The organism is Acidovorax sp. (assembly GCF_034519795.1).
Taxonomy (GTDB): Bacteria; Pseudomonadota; Gammaproteobacteria; order Burkholderiales; family Burkholderiaceae_C; genus Acidovorax.
In genome coordinates this window covers 355,374-373,036 of sequence record NZ_JAXHOB010000007.1, presented here as the reverse complement: position 1 = coordinate 373,036, position 17,663 = coordinate 355,374, and the positions used below count along the sequence as shown (strand labels likewise).

Genomic DNA, 17,663 nt, shown 5'->3' with positions numbered 1-17,663 from the left:
AGTCGCTTCGCGCCTTCCCCCTTGAAGGGGGACGCCCCCAGCGCGGCGGGGCGGCCCTTGCGCGGGGGCACTGGCCTAGGTCACGCCAGTTTCAATCGGGTGAAACCTGGCAACGGATCGATAAAAGCCATCCCATAGTCTCGAAAAAGAGGTACAACCCCGGAAAACAGACACACAACAACGTCAAAGGGGGAGCCGATGGGCAAGATCGACAGGCTGCTGGTGCGCTATGGCGGCAACGTGGTGCAACTGGCCATCGCCCTCTGGGCGCTGGCTTTCGCGGCCGCTTTCGCGGGTCTGCTGCGGCCCAACTGGCGCTGGGCCATCTACCTGGTGTGCACGGTGGCGGTCACCGCCATCGTCGTGCAGTGGACGCGCACGGTGCGCGAGCGCTACATCCGCGAGGCGCGCCTGCCCGCGTACTTGAAGCGCAAGCTGCGCGAGACCTACCCGCACCTCAGCCAGAAGGACTGCGAACTCGTGGAACGTGGGCTGCGCCAGTTCTTCATGGCCTGCATGCGCAGCCGCAAGCAGTTCGTGGCCATGCCATCGAAGGCGGTGGATGCGCTGTGGCACGAGTTCATCCTGCACACGCAGGCCTACAAGACCTGGTGCCACAACGCGCTGGGTTTCTTCTTGCACCACACGCCTGCCGAGGCCCTGGGCACCAAGGCGAAGAACAACGATGGCCTGCGCCGCGCCTGGTTCTGGGCGTGCAAGGACGAAGCCATCAACCCCAAGGCACCGAGCCGCCTGCCGCTGCTGTTCGCGCTGGACGCCAAGATGGCGATTGCCGGCGGCTTCACCTACCTGCCCGACTGCAGCAGCATTCTGGCCAAGAACGCTGCGGGCGGCGATGGCAGCGGCACCTACTGCGGCACCAGCTTTTCCGACGGCAGCCACAGCGGCAGCTCGGACGATTTTGGTGGGGCCGACCATTCCAGCAGCAGCAGCGACAGTTCCAGCGACGGTGGGGGCGATGGCGGTGGTGGTTGCGGCGGCGGGGGCGGTGATTGAGGGCGTGCGGGTTCTGACCCGGAACTGACGGCACCCGGAATGCCAATATCCGTTGCGGACCACGGCAATAACCACACCTCTACAATGGGCAGCTTCTCAACTCCAGGGGAGCCCTCTGCTCCCTGTCTATGGAAATCGCAATACTGTTCGCCCTCATCCTTTTGAACGGGCTGTTCGCCATGTCAGAGATCGCTCTGGTCACTGCACGCAAGGCACGGCTGCAAAAGCTGATCGATGAGGGCGATAGCGGCGCCGCCGCCGCCGTGAAGCTGGGCGAAGACCCCACCCGCTTTCTCTCCACCATCCAGATCGGCATCACGTCGATCGGCGTGCTCAACGGTATCGTGGGTGAGGCCGCGCTGGCCGGCCCGCTGGCGATCTGGCTGGAATCCCTGGGGGTACCCCAGCCCTACGGCAGCTATGCCGCCACCGGCCTGGTGGTGGTGCTGATCACCTACTTCTCCATCGTCGTGGGCGAGCTCGTGCCCAAGCGCATCGGCCAGTCGCACCCCGAGACCTTTGCACGCCTGGTATCGCGGCCCATCAACTTCCTGGCGGTGGCGACCAAGCCCTTCGTCATCCTGCTGTCCACCTCCACGCGCACGCTGCTGCGCCTGCTGGGCGTCAAGGAAACCAGCGGCAGCCCCGTGACCGAGGAAGAGATCCACGCCATGCTGGTCGAAGGCACGACGGCCGGCGTGATCGAATCGCACGAGCACACCATGGTGCGCAACGTGTTCCGCCTGGACGACCGCCAGATCGGCTCGCTCATGGTGCCGCGCGGCGACGTGGTCTGCCTGGACCTGGACCTGTCCTTCGAAGAAAACCTGCAGCGCATCGAGGAGTCGGACCACGCCCGCTTTCCTGTGGTGCGCGGTGGCATGGACAACATCCGCGGCGTGCTCAACGCTCGCCAGTGGCTCTCGCGCACCATCCGCGACAAGGCGCACGGCCTGACCGACCAGCCACTGCAGACGGCGCTGTACGTGCCCGAGACCATCACCGGCATGGAGCTTTTGGACAACTTCCGCCTGTCGGACGTGCACATGGCCTTCGTGATCGACGAGTACGGCGAGGTGCAGGGCATCGTCACGCTGCAGGACCTGATCGAGGCCATCACCGGCGAATTCCAGCCGCGCGACCCCGAGACCTCGTGGGCGCTGCAACGCGAGGACGGCAGCTGGCTGCTGGACGGACACATCCCCGTGCCCGAACTCAAGGATCGCCTGAACCTGGACACCGTGCCCGAGGAAGAGCGTGGCCGCTACCACACGCTGAGCGGCATGATCATGCTGCTGACCGGCCGCCTGCCCAAGGTGACCGACACCGTGGAGTGGGAGGGCTGGAAGCTCGAAGTGGTGGACATGGACGGCAAGACCATCGACAAGATCCTGGCCAGCCGCATGCCCGTGCCCGAGCTGGCCGACGCCACGGAAACCACGGACGGCTGAACCCCGCCCTGCCCTGTCCAGCACGGGGGCGGGCTCGGGCAAAACCCGCGCAGAGTCACCCACGCGACGATGGCGGCGCGGGCGTGCGGCCTACAGTGTTCGCCCATGAACACTGCCGCTCCCACCCTCACCTGCTTTTCCCTGACCACCACCGGCCATGTGGCCCACCTGGTGATGAACCGGCCCGAGGCCATGAACACCATGCACCCGACGTTCTGGCGCGAGCTGGACGCGGTGCTGGTGCACCTGCACCAGGCCGGCGAGGCACGCGCGCTGGTCGTCAGCAGCACCGGCCGGCACTTCAGCGCGGGCATGGCGCTGGAGACCTTCGGCGGCGCCATCACCATGGACGACCAGAGCCCCGAAGGCCGCGCCGCCATCTTCGACCTGCTGACCGACATGCAGCACACCTTCACCCGGCTCGAGAACCTGCGCATCCCGGTGATCATGGCCATCCACGGTGGCTGCATCGGCGGCGCGGTGGACATGGTGACGGCGGCCTGCATCCGCTATGCCACGGCCGATGCCTTCTTCTGCATCCAGGAGATCAACATCGGCATGGTGGCCGACGTGGGCACGCTGCAGCGCCTGCCCAAGCTGGTGCCCATGGGTGTGGTCAAGGAGCTGGCCTACACCGGCCGGCGCATGCCCGCGCAGAAGGCACTGGGCTACGGCCTGGTCAACGAGGTCTTCGACACGCAGGAGGCGATGGTGGCTGCTGCCCTGCAGTGCGCCCAGGAGATCGCCAGCAAGCCGCCCGTGGCCATCTGGGGCACCAAGCAGGCCGTGAACTATGCGCGCGACCACTCGGTGGAAGACAGCCTGCGCCAGATGGGCTGGCTGCAGGGCGCGATCTGGAGCAACCGCCACGTACAGGAATCGGTGGCGGCCATGAAGCAAAAGCGCGCGGGGGACTTCCCTGCACTCACCCCGCTGCAGCGGTTTTCAGAGCTGGGTTAGGGCCTGCCTCAGCTGCGCTCGCTGCGCGCCAGGTGGTGCTCCAGCCGGCGCAGCAAGGTGGTCAGGGCCAGCGCCATGCACCAGTAGGCCAGCGAGATGGCCAGGTACGGCTCCCAGTAGCGCGCACAGGCGCCGGCCACGGTGCGCGCGGCGTAGGCCATCTCGGCCAGGCCGATGGCCGAGACCAGCGAAGTGTCCTTGAGCAGCGCGATCATGTTGTTGCCCAGCGGCGGCAGCATGCGCCGAAAGGGCCTTTCACGGCCCCTGTGGCCAAAAGCCGGGCGGTTTTATGATGGGTGGAATAGTTGAGCCCGTTCATCCCCGAAAGATTCCACCATGAGCAACGCCAGCCTTCCCCCGCCCACCTACGCGGATGTTGTTTCTGCCGCACAGCGGCTCGCTGGCGTGGCCCACCGCACGCACGTGCTGCGCTCCAACATGGCCGACGCGCTGCTGGGCACGCAGGCGTTCTTCAAGTGCGAAAACCAGCAGCGCACGGGTTCGTTCAAGTTCCGCGGGGCCTACAACACCCTCTCGCAGTTCAGCGACCAGCAGCGCGAGCGCGGCGTGCTGGCCTTCTCGGCCGGCAACCACGCGCAGGCCATCGCGCTGTCGGCGCGCCTGCTGGACATGCCCGCCCTGATCGTGATGCCCGAGGACGCCCCCGCCACCAAGATGGCGGCCACACGCGAGTACGGGGCTCAGGTCGTCACCTACGACCGCTACACCGAGGACCGCGAGGCCATCAGCCAGAGGCTGGCCCAGGAGCGCGGCATGACGCTGGTGCCGCCCTTCGATCACCCGCACGTGATCGCCGGCGAGGGCACGGCCGTCAAGGAGTTCCTGGAAGAGGTACCCGACCTCGACTACCTCTTCGTCTGCGTGGGCGGCGGTGGTCTGCTGGCCGGCAGCCTGCTGGCCGCCGAAGCCCTGGCGCCGAACTGCCGCGTGGTGGGCGTGGAGCCCGAGGCCGGCAACGACGGCCAGCAATCGCTGCGCAGCGGACAGCTGGTGCAGATCCCCACGCCCCACACGATTGCCGATGGCGCACAGGCCCGCTCGCTCGGGCAGATCCCCTTCCCCATCATCCAGCGCCTGGCGGAAGACATCGTCACCGCCACTGACGAGCAACTGGTCGAGGCCATGCGCTTCTTTGCCGAGCGCATGAAGTTGGTGGTGGAGCCCACGGGTGCCCTGGCCTTCGCGGGTGCCCGGCACGGCAGCGTGGACGTGCATGGCGCGCGCGTGGGCATCCTCGTCAGCGGGGGGAATGTGGACATGGCCCGATACGCCAGGTTTCTGGCAGACTAAACCCTCTCCCCCCGATGCGACTGCGTCGCCTTCCCACAGGGGGCGGCCCCAGCGGCCTGGCAAAGCCGGTTCCGCGGGGCCACTGGTGTCGCGCCGCGCCAGTTTCCACGCCCAACGAGGCAAAGGAACGTCAAAATACGGCCACCGCCATTCATTCATCCTCTGCAGAACAAAGGCCGCGCCATGAGCACCGCTACCAACAACAACGTCACCGTCATCAAGCACCCCCTCGTCCAGCACAAGCTCACGCTGATGCGCAAGAAGGACGCCAGCACCAACAGCTTTCGCCGCCTGCTGGGCGAGCTGAGCACGCTCATGGCCTACGAGGTCACGCGCGACATGCCGCTGCAGGACATCGAGATCGAAACCCCGCTGGAAACCATGACCGGCCAGGTGATCGACGGCAAGAAGCTGGTGCTGGTCTCCATCCTGCGCGCGGGCAACGGTTTCCTAGACGGCATGCTCAATGTGGTGCCCGGTGCCCGCGTGGGCCATATCGGCCTGTACCGCGACCCGGCCACGCTGCAGCCCGTGGAGTATTACTTCAAGATGCCGTCCGAGATGGACGAGCGCGACATCATCGTGGTCGACCCCATGCTGGCCACCGGCAACTCGGCCGCCGCCTGCGTCGACCGGCTCAAGAAGCTCAACCCTCGCTCCATCAAGTTCGTCTGCCTGCTGGCCGCCCCCGAAGGCGTGGCCACCCTGCAGAAGGCGCACCCCGACGTGCCGATCTTCACCGCCGCCATCGACCGCGAGCTCAACGACCATGGCTACATCCTGCCGGGCCTGGGCGATGCGGGCGACCGGATCTTTGGCACCAAATAGGCGCTGACCAAAACGAAAGCCGCCGCAGGGACCAAGTCCTTGGGCGGCTTTTTTGCGCCCCAAGCCGGTGCGAATTTTTACCAACTGGTGGCTTTCTTCTGGCAGACTCCATGCCAGCGCCTGCCATCCATTGGCGCACAAATTGCTTGAGACAACGCCAGATCCGATCGCCCATCCTCCATCCGAAGAAGGAATCACCCCATGACCTCACGCCGCATCTTCACCGGCCACCTGTTCTCCACCTCGCTGGCACTGTCGGCCATGATCGGGCTGGCGCCCGGCGCGGCGATGGCGCAGGCCAAGACCAAGGTGGCGGCGATCTACACGGTGCCCTACGAGCAGCAGTGGGTGAGCCGCATCCACAAGGCGCTCAAGGCAGCCGAGGCGCGCGGCGAGATCGAGTACAAGTCCAGCGAGAACGTGACCAACGCCGACTACGAGCGCGTGATGCGCGAGTACGCCACCGGCGGCAACCAGCTCATCGTGGGCGAGGCCTTCGCGGTGGAAGCCGCCGCCCGCAAGGTGGCCAAGGACTTCCCCAAGACTTCCTTCCTGCTCGGCTCCTCGGGCAAGCCGCAGGCGCCCAACTTCAGCGTGTTCGACAACTACATCCAGGAGCCGGCCTACCTGTCGGGCATGGTGGCTGGCGGCATGACCAAGAGCAACAAGATCGGCATGGTGGGCGGCTTCCCCATCCCCGAGGTGAACCGCCTGATGCACGCCTTCATGGCCGGCGCCAAGGAAGTGAACCCCAAGGTCGAATTCACCATCAGTTTCATCAACAGCTGGTTCGACCCACCGAAGGCCAAGGAAGCCACCTTCGCCATGATCGACAAGGGCGCCGACGTGCTGTATGCCGAGCGCTTCGGTGTGAGCGATGCGGCCAAGGAAAAGGGCAAGCTGGCCATCGGCAACGTGATCAACACGCAGGACAAGTACCCCGACACGGTGGTTGCCTCGGCCATCTGGCACATGGAGCCCAGCATCGACCGCGCGCTCAAGCTCGTCAAGGAAGGCAAGTTCACGCCCGAAGACTACGGCCCGTACTCGATGATGAAGCACAAGGGCTCGGAACTCGCGCCCCTGGGCACCTTCGAGAAGAAGGTGCCGGCCGACATCGTGGCCAAGGTCAAGGCCAAGGAGGCCGACATCCTGGCCGGCAAGTTCACCGTGAAGGTGGACGACAGCCAGCCCAAGTCCACGGCCAAGTAAGTTGCGGGTGCCATCGCACCCTCACCAGCACCCGGGCCACCACCTCTCAGCGGTGGCCCTTTTCATTGGCGCCGCCTTTGCCTTACCCTGTTGCCCATGACCCTCACAGCCTTGCTCCCCCGTATTGCCCAACTGCTCGCAACCCTGGCCCTGGCCGGTGCGCTGGCGGGTTGCGCCACAAGCCCCGCAGGCCAGGGCACGCGCCTTGACAGCACACCGCGCATCGCGGTGATCTCGGCCTTCGCGCCCGAACTCACCGTGCTGCTGCCCCAGGTGCAGCAGCCGGTGAAGCACAGCGTGAACGGCGTGGAGTTCACCACCGGTACGCTGCAGGGCAAGCCCGTGGTGGTGTTCCTCTCGGGCATCAGCATGACCAATGCGGCCATGAACACGCAACTGGTGCTGGACCGTTTCAACGTCAGCCACATCGTCTTTTCCGGCATTGCCGGCGGGGTCAACCCGGGCCTGCACATCGGCGACGTGACCGTGCCTGCGCGCTGGGGCCAGTACATGGAGTGGCTCATGGCGCGCGAAGACCAGCCGGGCAAGTACACGGCCCCGGGCTGGATGCAGGCCGAGCTCACCCTGCCCGCCTTCGGCATGATGCACCCGCGCCCGGTGGAGGTGCGCTCCGCAGCCAACCCCAAGCTCACGCAGAAATTCTGGTTCGAGGCCGACCCGCGCATGCTGGCCGTGGCCAACGGCCTGGCCTCCGTGCCCCTCGCCCACTGCCACGCCAGCCACTGCCTGAAGGAACGCCCGCGCATGGTGGTGGGCGGCAATGGCGTCTCGGGCCAGGCCTTCGTGGACAACAAGGCCTTCCGCGAATATGCGTTCAAGACCTTCGAGGCGAATGTGCTCGACATGGAGACCGCAGCCACCGCCATGGTGGCGCACAGCAACGGCGTGCCCTACATCGCCTTCCGCTCGCTGAGCGATCTGGCGGGCGGCGGCGACGGCGCCAACGAGATGGACACCTTCATGCACCTGGCGGCGGCCAATTCCGCAAAAGTGCTGCAAGCCTTCCTCGCCGCCTGGAAGTAGCCCGATCCATGTCCATGGAGCCTGCAGAAACGGTTCTTCGCCTCACCGGCATCACCAAGCGCTTCGGCAAGCTGGTGGCCAATGATGGCATCGGCCTCACGCTGGCGCGTGGCGAGGTGCTGGCTCTGCTGGGCGAGAACGGCGCGGGCAAGTCCACGCTGATGTCCATCCTGTTCGGGCACTACGTGGCCGATGAGGGCCACATCGAGGTCTTCGGCCAGCCCCTGCCCCCGGGACAGCCGCGCGCGGCGCTGGCCGCCGGCATCGGCATGGTGCACCAGCACTTCACGCTGGCCGACAACCTCACCGTGCTGGACAACGTGCTGCTGGGCAGCGAGCCGCTGTGGCAGCCGTTCTCGCGCCGCGGCGCCGCGCGCGAAAAGCTGCTGGCCGTGTCCGCCCGCTTCGGCCTGCCGGTGCAGCCCGAGGCGCGTGTGGGCAGCCTCTCGGTGGGCGAGCGCCAGCGGGTGGAGATCCTCAAGGCGCTGTACCGGGGCGCGCGCATCCTGATCCTCGACGAACCCACCGCCGTGCTCACCCCGCAGGAGAGCGAGGCCCTGTTCGCCACCCTGTCGCAGATGGTGGCGCAGGGCCTGTCCATCATCTTCATCAGCCACAAGCTGGCCGAGGTGCTGCGCGTATCGCACCGCGTGGCCGTGCTGCGCCAGGGCAGGCTCGTGGCCGAGGCGCCCGCGCAGGGCACCACGCAGGGCCAACTGGCCCAGTGGATGGTGGGCCATGCCATTGAGGCCAGCGCACGCAGGCCCGCCAAAAGCGTGGGCGCGCCGGTGTGCACGCTGGCCGACGTCTCCACCGCCGCCACCGGCCGCGACCGGCTGCAGCGCGTGTCGCTCACCCTGCATGCGGGCGAGATCGTCGCCATTGCCGGTGTCTCGGGCAATGGCCAGGTGGCACTGGCCGATGTGCTGTGCGGCGTGCGCGCCGCCACGGCCGGCCAGGTCACGCTGCTGGGCGCGCCGCTGCAGGCCCGGCCGGCCTGGGTGGTGAACCAGGGCGTGGCCCGCATCCCCGAGGACCGCCATGCCGTGGGCGTGGTGGGCGACCTGCCGGTGTGGGAGAACGCCGTGTCCGAGCGCCTGCGCAGCCACTGGTTCGCCCACCCCTGGTTCAAGGCCTTCTGGGTCAAGCGCGGCGCTGCGCGCCAGCACGCCCAGCGCGTGGCCGAGACCTTCGACGTGCGCGGCGGCGGGCCCGATACCCCGGCCCGCGCGCTCTCGGGCGGCAACATGCAAAAGCTCATTCTGGGCCGCGCCCTGCTGCCGCCCTACGACGCAAGCCAGAGCGCGCCGGCCCCGCGCCTCATCGTGGCGCACCAGCCCACCTGGGGCCTCGATATCGGCGCCGTCACCTTCGTGCAGCAGCAGCTCATCAACGCGCGCGACGGCGGCGCGGCCGTGCTGCTGATCTCGGACGACCTCGACGAAGTGCTTGCCCTGGGCGACCGCGTGGCCGTGATGCACGAGGGGCACCTGAGCGAAGCACGGCCTGCGCAAGGCTGGACGCGCGAGGCCATCGGGCTGGCCATGGCCGGCTCTGCCCCCTGACCCTTTCCATCTGCCCATGAGACTCGAAAAACGCAACCACATCTCCCCGGCCGCCTACGTGGCGGCGCCGGTGGGCGCCGTGGTGTTCACCCTGCTCATCAGCGGCCTGCTGGTGCTGTGGGCTGGCGCGCCCGTGGGCCAGACCTATGCGTTGCTGGTCCAAGGCGCGTTCGGCTCGGTCTTTGCGCTGACCGAAACGCTGACGCGCGCCACGCCGCTGATCCTGACCGGGCTGGCCGCCGCCGTGGCCTTCCGCGCGCGCCTGTTCAACATCGGGGCCGAGGGGCAGCTGTACGCGGGTGCGCTGGCCGCCGTGGCCGTGGGCGGCCTGCATGGCGGCACGGGCCTCGAATGGTCGCCCTGGCTGCTGTTCCCCCTCATGATGCTGGCGGCCGCGCTGGCCGGTGCCCTGCTGCTGCTGGGCCCGGCGCTGATGAAATCGCGCCTGGGGGTGGACGAGGTGGTGACCACGCTGCTGCTCAACTTCATTGCCCTGCTGCTGGTCTCTGCCCTGCTCGACGGGCCCATGAAGGACCCACTCTCCATGGGCTGGCCGCAGAGCGTGGCGCTGCAGGGCGATATGGAGCTGTCCAAGCTGGTGCCGCAGACGCGCCTGCACACGGGGCTGCTGTGGGCCATCGGGCTTGCACTCCTGCTCTGGGCCATTTTGCGGCGCACGGTGCCGGGCTTCGACATCCGCGCGGCAGGCGCCAATGCGCGGGCCGCAGCCTTTGCCGGCGTGCCCATCACCCGCACGGTCGTACTGGTCGCTCTGCTCTCGGGCGGCCTGGCCGGGTTGGCCGGCGCCATCGAAGTGGCGGGCCGCACGGGCTATGTCACGCTCGACATGTCGCCGGGCTATGGCTACAGCGGCATCGTCATCGCCATGCTGGCCGGGCTGCACCCCTTGGGCGTGATCGCGGCGAGCACCTTCGTGGCCGGCGTGCTCGTGGGCGCCGACAGCATGAGCCGCGCGGTGGGCGTGCCCACCTACATCGCCGACGTGATCGTGGCCACCTCGCTGATCGCAGTGCTCGTGGCGACGCTTCTCACACAGTACCGGGTGAAGTGGAAATGACCGAGCTGCTCGACATTCTGGCCAACCCGGCCTTCTGGATCGCCACCCTGCGCGTGGCCACGCCGCTCATTCTGGGCACGCTCGGGGTGCTGCTGTGCGAGCGTGCCGGCGTGCTCAACCTGGGCATCGAGGGCATCATGGTCGCGGGCGCCTTCACAGGCTGGCTCGCGGTGTATGCGGGCTGCGGCCTGTGGACGGGGGTGCTGGTGGCTGCGCTCACGGGCGCGGTATTCGGGCTCTTGCATGCCTGGCTCACGGTGGGGCTGGCGCTGTCGCAGCATGTCTCGGGCCTGGGCATCACGCTCTTGGCCACGGCGCTCAGCTACTACGGTTACCGCGTGAGCTTCCCCAAGGTGAACACGCCGCCCACCATCGAGCCGTTTGCGCCCATGGAATGGCTGGGCATCCCCATCCTCTCGGCGCAGACGCCGCTCACATTGCTGGCGCTGACCCTGGTGCCGCTGCTGGCCTGGGTGCTCATGCGCACCCCTCTGGGCCTGGCCGTGCGCATGGTGGGCGAGAACCCGCAGGCGGCCGAAGGCCAGGGCCTGTCGGTGGCAGCCACGCGCACGGGCGCCATCGTGGCGGGCTCGGCACTCATGGGGGTGGCGGGCTCCTTCCTCACGCTGTCGGCGTTCAATGCTTTTTTCTTCAACATGGTCAACGGGCGCGGCTGGATCTGCGTGGCGCTGGTGGTGTTCGCCTCGTGGCGGCCCGGCAAGGCGCTGCTGGGTGCCCTGCTGTTCGCCTTTTTCGATGCGCTGCAGCTGCGCCTGCAGCAGGCCGGCGATGCCTGGCTGCCCTACCAGGTCTACCTGATGCTGCCCTACCTGCTGTCCATCCTGGCGCTGGTGCTGGTGGCGCGCAAGGCGGCGTATCCGCAGGCGCTGATGAAGCCCTACCGCAAGGGCGAGCGGTGACCAGGGCCCGATGGCTGGCCACGCTGGCACTGGTCTGCAGCGCGCCCGCCCATGCCCTGGGCATGGATGTGCCCTACGAACGCTTTGCCACCGCCGACGCGGTGGACTGGGTTCAGGTCTGCGGCCAATGGCCTACGCGCAAGAACGAGGGGGTCTACCGCATCGTGCATGGCTCACAGTACGCACAGTCGTTTCTGTACCTGCAGTGGATGCAGCGTGACGACAACGGCAGTTTGCAGGCGGTGCATACCCAGGGCATTCCCGAGCTCAACAACGACCATGCGGAGATCACCCTGACCCGCATCGCCTGCCGCAGCACGCGCACCGGCATCCGCATCACCGCGCAGGCCCGCTCTGGGCACGAAGACAGGCTGCGCAGCATCACCATCGAGGCCGGCCACCGGCCCGGCGTCTACCGCTACACGCCCACCCCCAGGCGGTGATGTGATCGAACACGCCACACTGGCCCTGCCCTCTGCCGTTCTGGCCCGCTGGCAGCACACGGGCATCGACGACAGCCCCACCACGGTGCTGCCCGATGGCTGCAGCGACCTCATCCTGCACATCGATGCCCAGGGCGCATGCGGCTGGCATATCTCCCCGTTGGGCAGTACGGCCCTGCAAGTGCCCGGCCGAGCGGGCGAGCTGTGGCTGGGCTACCGCCTGCAGCCGGGTGTGAGCATCCGGCACACGCCACTGCTGTCTGCCGCGCAGGCCCTGTGGCAGCAGGCGCAGGGGCATGCACGCGCCAGCGCTGCACACCCGTGCATCGATGCGGCGCTGGAAACTGCGGTCCTGGAGGCCATCGACACCCATGTGCACCTGGACTTGCGTGCCCAGGAGGCCCTGCACACCCTGGCCCATGCTCCATCCGTGGGCCAGGCCGCCAAGACGCTCGGCGTATCGGAACGCAGCCTGGAGCGCATGGCCTTGCAGGCCACGGGCCAGCCACCCCGCTTTTGGCGGGCGCTGGCCCGCGTTCGCCGCGCGGCCCAGGCACTGGGCACCGGTGCACCCCTGGTCGCCATTGCAGCAGACCATGGCTATGCCGACCAGGCCCATTTCAGCCGCGACTGCCTGCGCTGGCTGGGCGCCACGCCATCGCGGCTGCGCCAGTCCCCGGCCCTGCTGGCCACACTGGCGCAGTTGGGCTACGGGTAGCCATCAGGCGGCGGGCGGCGGCCCCACGGGCGTGCACAGCTCCACCAGCGCATCGTTGATATCGGCCACATAGGCCACCGTCTGGCCCCAGGGCATCTGCTCGGGCGCCTGCACCAGGCGGGCCCCGGCGGCCACGGCACGCTCCACTGCAGCAGCCACGTCTGCAGTGGTGACGGCGATCTCGAAACTGGGCGCGGCGGCCGAGGCGCGCTGCGGGTTCTTGCCCAGTTCGGTCATCAGGCGCAGCGACGAGAAGGCCAGCGCCGTGGCACCCGTGTCCAGTTCGCCAAAATCCCCGGCCTCGTGCACGAAGCGGCGTTTGAGGCCAAAGGCGGCCTCGTAGAAGGCAATGGTGCGGGGCACGTCTTCGACGTAGAGAATGGTGTAGCCAAATTGCATGGAAGAATTCCTTCAAGAAAGAAAAACCGTCTTGGGACAAGCTTAGGGGCGCCCAGGCCCCCGGTCTTGAACAAACCCGACAATTCCGCACCAGCACATGGGCCCTGCCGCCAACGGCAACCTGAAGCAGCCTCTACACTGGCAAATACCGCCCCCACTCACCATCACCCGCCCATGCTCGACCTGCTCATCCACAACGCCACCCTGCCGGACGGCCGCAGCAACATGTCCGTTGCCGTGCAGGACGGGCGCATCACCGAAGTGACCGAAGGCCTGCAGGCACCGGCGAACGAGACGGTGGACGCCGGCGGCCTGCTGCTCAGCCCGCCGTTCGTGGACGCACATTTCCACATGGACTCCACGCTGAGCTACGGCCAGCCGCGCGTGAACCAGAGCGGTACCCTGCTCGAAGGCATTGCGCTGTGGGGCGAACTCAAGCCGCAGCTCACGCACGAGGCCATCGTGCAGCGCGCACTGCAGTACTGCGACTGGGCCGTGGCCCAGGGGCTGCTGGCCATCCGCTCGCATGTGGACACCAGCGACGCTAGCCTGCTGCCGGTGCGTGCGCTGCTCGACGTGAAGCAGCGCGTGGCGCCCTACCTGGACCTGCAGCTGGTGGCCTTTCCGCAGGACGGCGTGCTGCGCTCCGCAGGCGGGCTCGACAACCTCAAGCGCGCGCTCGACCTGGGCGTGGACGTGGTGGGCGGCATCCCCCATTTCGAGCGCACCATGGCCCAGGGGGCCGAGAGCGTGAAAATTCTGTGCGAGCTGGCAGCCAGCCTGGGCAAGCGCGTCGACATGCACTGCGACGAGTCGGACGACCCGCTTTCGCGCCATGTGGAGACTCTGGCGCATGAAACCCACCGCCTGGGCCTGCATGGCCGCGTGGCGGGCTCGCACCTCACGTCGATGCACAGCATGGACAACTACTACGTGAGCAAGCTCATCCCGCTGATGGCCGAGGCGCAGCTGGGCGTGGTGGCCAACCCGCTGATCAACATCACGCTGCAGGGCCGCCACGACACCTACCCCAAGCGCCGCGGCATGACGCGCGTGCCCGAGCTGATGGCCGCGGGCCTGACCGTGGCCTTTGGCCACGACTGCGTGATGGACCCCTGGTACGGCGGCGGCAGCGCCGACATGCTCGAAGCCGCCCACATGGGCCTGCACGTGGCCCAGATGACCAGCCAGGCCGCCATGCGCCAATGCTTCGAGGCGGTGACCACCAACCCCGCACAACTGCTGGGGCTGGAAGGCTATGGGCTTGCCGCCGGCTGCCATGCCGACTTCGTGCTGCTGCATGCGCGCAACCCGGTCGAGGCCATCCGCCTGCGCTCCGCCCGCCTGGCGGTGTACCGGCGTGGCCGAAAGATCGCCAGCAGCCCCGCGCCTGTGGCCCGCCTGGCCCTGCCCGGCAGGCCGGGCAGCGTGGGGTTTCTGGCGCAGTGATCAGCGCACGGGGCCAGCCAGGCTGAGCGTGACCACCCCGGCCACCACCAGCACCAGCCCGGCGAACCGCATGCCCGAGAGCGGCTCACCAAACAGCGCAACCCCCAGCAGCGCGGTCAACGCCAGCCCGCTGCCTGCCCACACCGCATAGGTGGTGCCCATGCCGATGTGCTTCATGGCCAGCGACATCCACCACACCGCCAGCACGTAGCAGGCCCCAGCGGCCACCGAGGGCGCCACGCGGGACAAGCCATCCGATTGCCTGAGCGCCACGGTACCAGCCACTTCAGAGGTGACACTGGCCGCCAGCAACAGCCAGGCCAGGGGTTTTGCTTCCAACAGATACGCCAACGCCATAGGCACTCCATATGCCCGCCAGCCGCTTGTACCGAGCGGAGCGAACAGACAGACGACAGGAAAGCGGTACCCGAAAGGAATGAGAAGAACGGACGGGGGTGAGTCTACACGGCTTGGCGCGGATGCCTGTGACAGGGGGCCGTGGCCACCTCCCCCCCGCGGTGCCACCGATGCTCAGAGAGCAGGCACGGCATTGGCGGCCGCCACCGCCCTCTCGGGTGCCTGCACCACCTCCACCCGGTTGCGCCCGCGCTTCTTGGCCAGGTACATGGCCTCGTCGGCACGTTGCAGTGCCGCATCAGGCGTGTCACCTGCAGTGCACAGGGTGACTCCGATGCTCACCGTCAGTGCAATCGGCCCCCGGGCTGTGGGCATCGGCTGTGCGGCGACCATGGCGCACAAGCGCTCGGCCACGGTGCGGGCACCCTCGTAGCCGGCGTTGGGCAGCACGATGGCGAACTCTTCTCCCCCCAGGCGGCCCAGCACGTCTTCACGGCGCAGGCAGCGGTTGGCCAGCAGCACGAAGTGGCGCAGCACCTCGTCGCCGCATTGGTGGCCCCAGGTGTCGTTGACCTTCTTGAAGTGGTCCAGGTCGATCACCAGCACGGGGGGGCCGCCCCCAGCCGTGCGCTGGGCATGGCTCATGGCCTTGTCCAGCAGGGTCAGAAAGGCGCGGCGGTTGAACACATTGGTCAGCGGGTCCACCTCGGCCAGGTGCCGCAGTTCGCTGGTGATGAATTCATTGGCCAGCATCAGCGTGCCAAAGGCCAGCAGCAGCAGCGCCACCAGGGACTCCAGCACCACGAACTGCGAGATCTGGGCCACCACGGTCGCGTTCAGCGGCCCGTCCACCGGGCCGTCTCCCAGGGTGAACAGCAGCGGCCGCAGCAGCAGAAACAGGCCATGCCCCCCGGCAGCCGCCGCGAACATGTAGCGCGCAGGCACCAGCCCGATGCCTCCATGGGCCAGCGTGCGGGCCGTCAGCAGGAAGAACACCCCGGCCCCCAGGCCCGCAAAGACGAAGCGCATGCCCAGATGCGGCCGCACCACGGTGAAATAGACCGCGAGCAGCACCAGCGTCCCGATGGCCACTGCCGCATAGCCATGCGACACCGCAGGCCGCCCCATGTAGGCACGGGCGCCCAGCAGGCACAGGTAGGCCGCCAGCGACACCGACGCCTGCGAGAACACCACCGACACCACCTCGGGCAGTTGCCCGCGCGCCAGCAAGCCCACGCCGAACACGAAGGCGAAAAAATACGACAGCATCCACAGCCTCAGGCCCGGGATATTCCTGTTGAAGTGCCACATCGCAAACAGCACGGCGGTGACCAGTGCGGACAGGATGGCAGCGAGGATGACGAGTGTGGGACTGTGCACTGAGGGTTAAAGGCTGGCGGTTGGCGGGCGCGCGCGTGGGTCGAGCAACAATCAGTGATGGAATGCCGATGGGGCTCCAATGTTACTCTTGCGCCATGGCCGGTGGCTGACTGTGTTGCTGCAGGTTTTGCTGAAAACAACACCTGTGCCAGCCGCATCCAGGGAAATGGCTGTGCACCGGGTCCCCACCCTGGCTGCCACGCGCCTGCAACCATGATCCCATCCCAGTACGTCAGCCGCATCACCCTGCGCCGCGACCAGGTCGAGTCGTTCGATCAGTACCCCTTTTCACTGCCCGTGGTGCGCCACCTGGAGCAGATCGACCTGCACCCGCGCGTGAACCTCTTCATCGGCGAGAACGGCTCGGGCAAATCGACGCTGCTCGAAGCCATCGCGGTCTCGCTGGGCTTCAACGCCGAGGGCGGGTCGAAGAATTTCAGCTTCGGCACGCGGCAGTCCCATTCCGTACTGCACGGGTACCTGCGCATCGCCAAGGGTCTGCGCCCTCCGCGAGATGGGTACTTCCTGCGGGCAGAGAGCTTCTTCAACGTGGCGACCGAGATCGAAAAGCTGGACGAGGACCCCTTTGGCGGCCCACCGATCATTGGCGCGTATGGCAACCGCTCATTGCACGAGCAGTCCCACGGTGAATCCTTTCTGGCGCTGATGATGGAACGTTTCCGGGGCCAGGGCCTGTACATCCTGGACGAGCCCGAGGCCGCGCTGTCGCCGCAGCGGCAACTGGCCACGCTGGTGCGCATGCGCGACCTGGTGGAGGAGAAATCGCAGTTCATCATTGCCACGCATTCGCCCATCCTCATGGCCTATCCCGATGCGACCATCTTCCACTGCGGCAAGGACGGGATCGAGGAGATCGCCTACCAGGACACGGAGCATTTCCGGGTGACCCGTGATTTCCTCATGGACCCGCAGCGCATGCTGGACCAGCTGTTCTCGCAGTAGCGCTCCACCCCCTGCAGCGCAAGCAAGGCCGCTGATACAGGTCCGTGGTGTCTCAGGAACCGCCCAAGCCCGCAGCCTCGTGCCAGAACGCCTCGGTAGCCCCCTCCAGCACACGGGCTGCCAGGGCCGTGCCGGGCTGTACCCAGGTGATGTACGGCGTGGGGTCGCCGCAGACCACCTCGAAACGAACCGAGGTTCCCAGGGAGTTGTCCACCCCGGGCACCGGATTTGCCAGCCGACCTTCGATCCACGACTCCATGGGAGGCAGTGTCTCCTCCTCACTGCGGTAGCGCTGGTAAGCCTCGTAATCTGCGCGGGAAACCTCCACCCAGCCGATGAATCCCAACGGGGTCTCCGAAGAGTCCTTGAACGGAAGCTCCAGCTCGCAGCTGATGAAATGACGCTTGTTGCCCACACGGCACGTGTACTCGCTGTCCGTTACCAGCTTTACCGCAGCCGGGAACCCCAACTTGGGCAAGCGCCACATGAAGTAGCGGGATATCTCGGCGTGCACTTTTCCGCAGCTGCTGCAAACAGACGACATCAGAACCCCCGGTGAGATGGTCAG

The 17,663-nt window shown here is 67.3% G+C and carries 18 protein-coding genes and 1 pseudogene; 14 read left to right on the top strand and 5 right to left on the bottom strand.

Annotated elements, in window-relative coordinates; translation table 11 throughout:
* The first annotated feature begins 198 nt into the window (after window positions 1-198).
* The 3 genes from U5N23_RS08005 to U5N23_RS07995 all read left to right on the top strand — a co-directional run bounded on the left by U5N23_RS08005 (window position 199) and on the right by U5N23_RS07995 (window position 3,428).
* Window positions 199-1,017 carry a hypothetical protein gene (locus U5N23_RS08005; RefSeq protein WP_322592272.1) on the top strand — a complete coding sequence of 273 codons (819 nt, stop codon included), beginning with the start codon at window positions 199-201 and terminating at the stop codon, window positions 1,015-1,017.
* 128 nt (window positions 1,018-1,145) lie between these two features.
* On the top strand, window positions 1,146-2,468 hold the full coding sequence (locus tag U5N23_RS08000) for a hemolysin family protein (protein ID WP_322592271.1): 1,323 nt from the start codon (window positions 1,146-1,148) through the stop codon (window positions 2,466-2,468).
* Between the two features lie 105 nt (window positions 2,469-2,573).
* Complete coding sequence (locus tag U5N23_RS07995; RefSeq protein ID WP_322592270.1) at window positions 2,574-3,428, top strand: enoyl-CoA hydratase-related protein; 855 nt, start codon at window positions 2,574-2,576, stop codon at window positions 3,426-3,428.
* 8 nt (window positions 3,429-3,436) lie between these two features.
* Here the strand turns inward: U5N23_RS07995 and U5N23_RS07990 are convergent.
* A pseudogene (locus U5N23_RS07990) lies at window positions 3,437-3,676 on the bottom strand (amino acid ABC transporter permease); the annotation flags it as partial.
* An 88-nt stretch (window positions 3,677-3,764) separates the two neighbouring features.
* Here U5N23_RS07990 and U5N23_RS07985 point away from each other — a divergent pair.
* The 9 genes from U5N23_RS07985 to U5N23_RS07945 all read left to right on the top strand — a co-directional run bounded on the left by U5N23_RS07985 (window position 3,765) and on the right by U5N23_RS07945 (window position 12,547).
* The gene (locus U5N23_RS07985; RefSeq protein WP_322592269.1) at window positions 3,765-4,739 is read left to right on the top strand and encodes a threo-3-hydroxy-L-aspartate ammonia-lyase; all 975 of its coding nucleotides are present in this window, start codon (window positions 3,765-3,767) and stop codon (window positions 4,737-4,739) included.
* Window positions 4,740-4,922: 183 nt separating this feature from the next.
* Complete coding sequence (gene upp, locus U5N23_RS07980) at window positions 4,923-5,567, top strand: uracil phosphoribosyltransferase (protein ID WP_322592268.1); 645 nt, start codon at window positions 4,923-4,925, stop codon at window positions 5,565-5,567.
* A gap of 201 nt (window positions 5,568-5,768) precedes the next feature.
* Window positions 5,769-6,779 (top strand): BMP family protein, encoded by a 1,011-nt coding sequence (locus U5N23_RS07975; protein ID WP_322592267.1) that lies wholly within the window; start codon window positions 5,769-5,771, stop codon window positions 6,777-6,779.
* A 96-nt stretch (window positions 6,780-6,875) separates the two neighbouring features.
* Entirely contained in the window at window positions 6,876-7,823 is a 948-nt protein-coding gene (locus U5N23_RS07970) for a 5'-methylthioadenosine/S-adenosylhomocysteine nucleosidase (protein WP_322592266.1), read from the top strand.
* A gap of 14 nt (window positions 7,824-7,837) precedes the next feature.
* Window positions 7,838-9,388, top strand: a complete 1,551-nt coding sequence (locus tag U5N23_RS07965; protein ID WP_322592354.1) for an ABC transporter ATP-binding protein — start codon at window positions 7,838-7,840, stop codon at window positions 9,386-9,388.
* Window positions 9,389-9,404: 16 nt separating this feature from the next.
* Window positions 9,405-10,466, top strand: coding sequence for an ABC transporter permease (locus U5N23_RS07960; protein WP_322592265.1), 1,062 nt, complete (start codon window positions 9,405-9,407; stop codon window positions 10,464-10,466).
* A complete protein-coding gene (locus tag U5N23_RS07955; protein ID WP_322592264.1) occupies window positions 10,463-11,386 on the top strand; it encodes an ABC transporter permease in 924 nt (307 codons plus the stop codon). Before U5N23_RS07960 ends, U5N23_RS07955 begins: the two co-directional genes overlap by 4 nt.
* The gene (locus tag U5N23_RS07950) at window positions 11,383-11,829 is read left to right on the top strand and encodes a hypothetical protein (RefSeq protein WP_322592263.1); all 447 of its coding nucleotides are present in this window, start codon (window positions 11,383-11,385) and stop codon (window positions 11,827-11,829) included. The genes U5N23_RS07955 and U5N23_RS07950 overlap by 4 nt, the downstream gene beginning before the upstream one ends.
* Window position 11,830: 1 nt before the next feature.
* Window positions 11,831-12,547, top strand: a complete 717-nt coding sequence (locus tag U5N23_RS07945; protein WP_322592262.1) for a helix-turn-helix domain-containing protein — start codon at window positions 11,831-11,833, stop codon at window positions 12,545-12,547.
* Window positions 12,548-12,550: 3 nt separating this feature from the next.
* Here U5N23_RS07945 and U5N23_RS07940 read toward each other — a convergent pair whose 3' ends face one another.
* Window positions 12,551-12,946, bottom strand: a complete 396-nt coding sequence (locus tag U5N23_RS07940) for a VOC family protein (protein WP_322592261.1) — start codon at window positions 12,944-12,946, stop codon at window positions 12,551-12,553.
* 174 nt (window positions 12,947-13,120) lie between these two features.
* Here U5N23_RS07940 and U5N23_RS07935 point away from each other — a divergent pair, with 174 nt between their 5' ends.
* Complete coding sequence (locus tag U5N23_RS07935; protein WP_322592260.1) at window positions 13,121-14,395, top strand: amidohydrolase family protein; 1,275 nt, start codon at window positions 13,121-13,123, stop codon at window positions 14,393-14,395.
* Here the strand turns inward: U5N23_RS07935 and U5N23_RS07930 are convergent, their stop codons facing one another.
* Window positions 14,396-14,734, bottom strand: coding sequence for a multidrug efflux SMR transporter (locus U5N23_RS07930; protein ID WP_322592259.1), 339 nt, complete (start codon window positions 14,732-14,734; stop codon window positions 14,396-14,398).
* 192 nt (window positions 14,735-14,926) lie between these two features.
* On the bottom strand, window positions 14,927-16,132 hold the full coding sequence (locus U5N23_RS07925; protein ID WP_322592258.1) for a GGDEF domain-containing protein: 1,206 nt from the start codon (window positions 16,130-16,132) through the stop codon (window positions 14,927-14,929).
* Window positions 16,133-16,345: 213 nt separating this feature from the next.
* Here U5N23_RS07925 and U5N23_RS07920 point away from each other — a divergent pair, with 213 nt between their 5' ends.
* Entirely contained in the window at window positions 16,346-17,095 is a 750-nt protein-coding gene (locus U5N23_RS07920; RefSeq protein WP_322592257.1) for an AAA family ATPase, read from the top strand.
* Between the two features lie 52 nt (window positions 17,096-17,147).
* Here the strand turns inward: U5N23_RS07920 and U5N23_RS07915 are convergent, their stop codons facing one another.
* Window positions 17,148-17,639: a DUF2199 domain-containing protein gene (locus U5N23_RS07915; protein WP_322592353.1), complete on the bottom strand. Its 492-nt coding sequence runs from the start codon at window positions 17,637-17,639 to the stop codon at window positions 17,148-17,150.
* Between the last annotated feature and the right edge of the window lie 24 nt (window positions 17,640-17,663).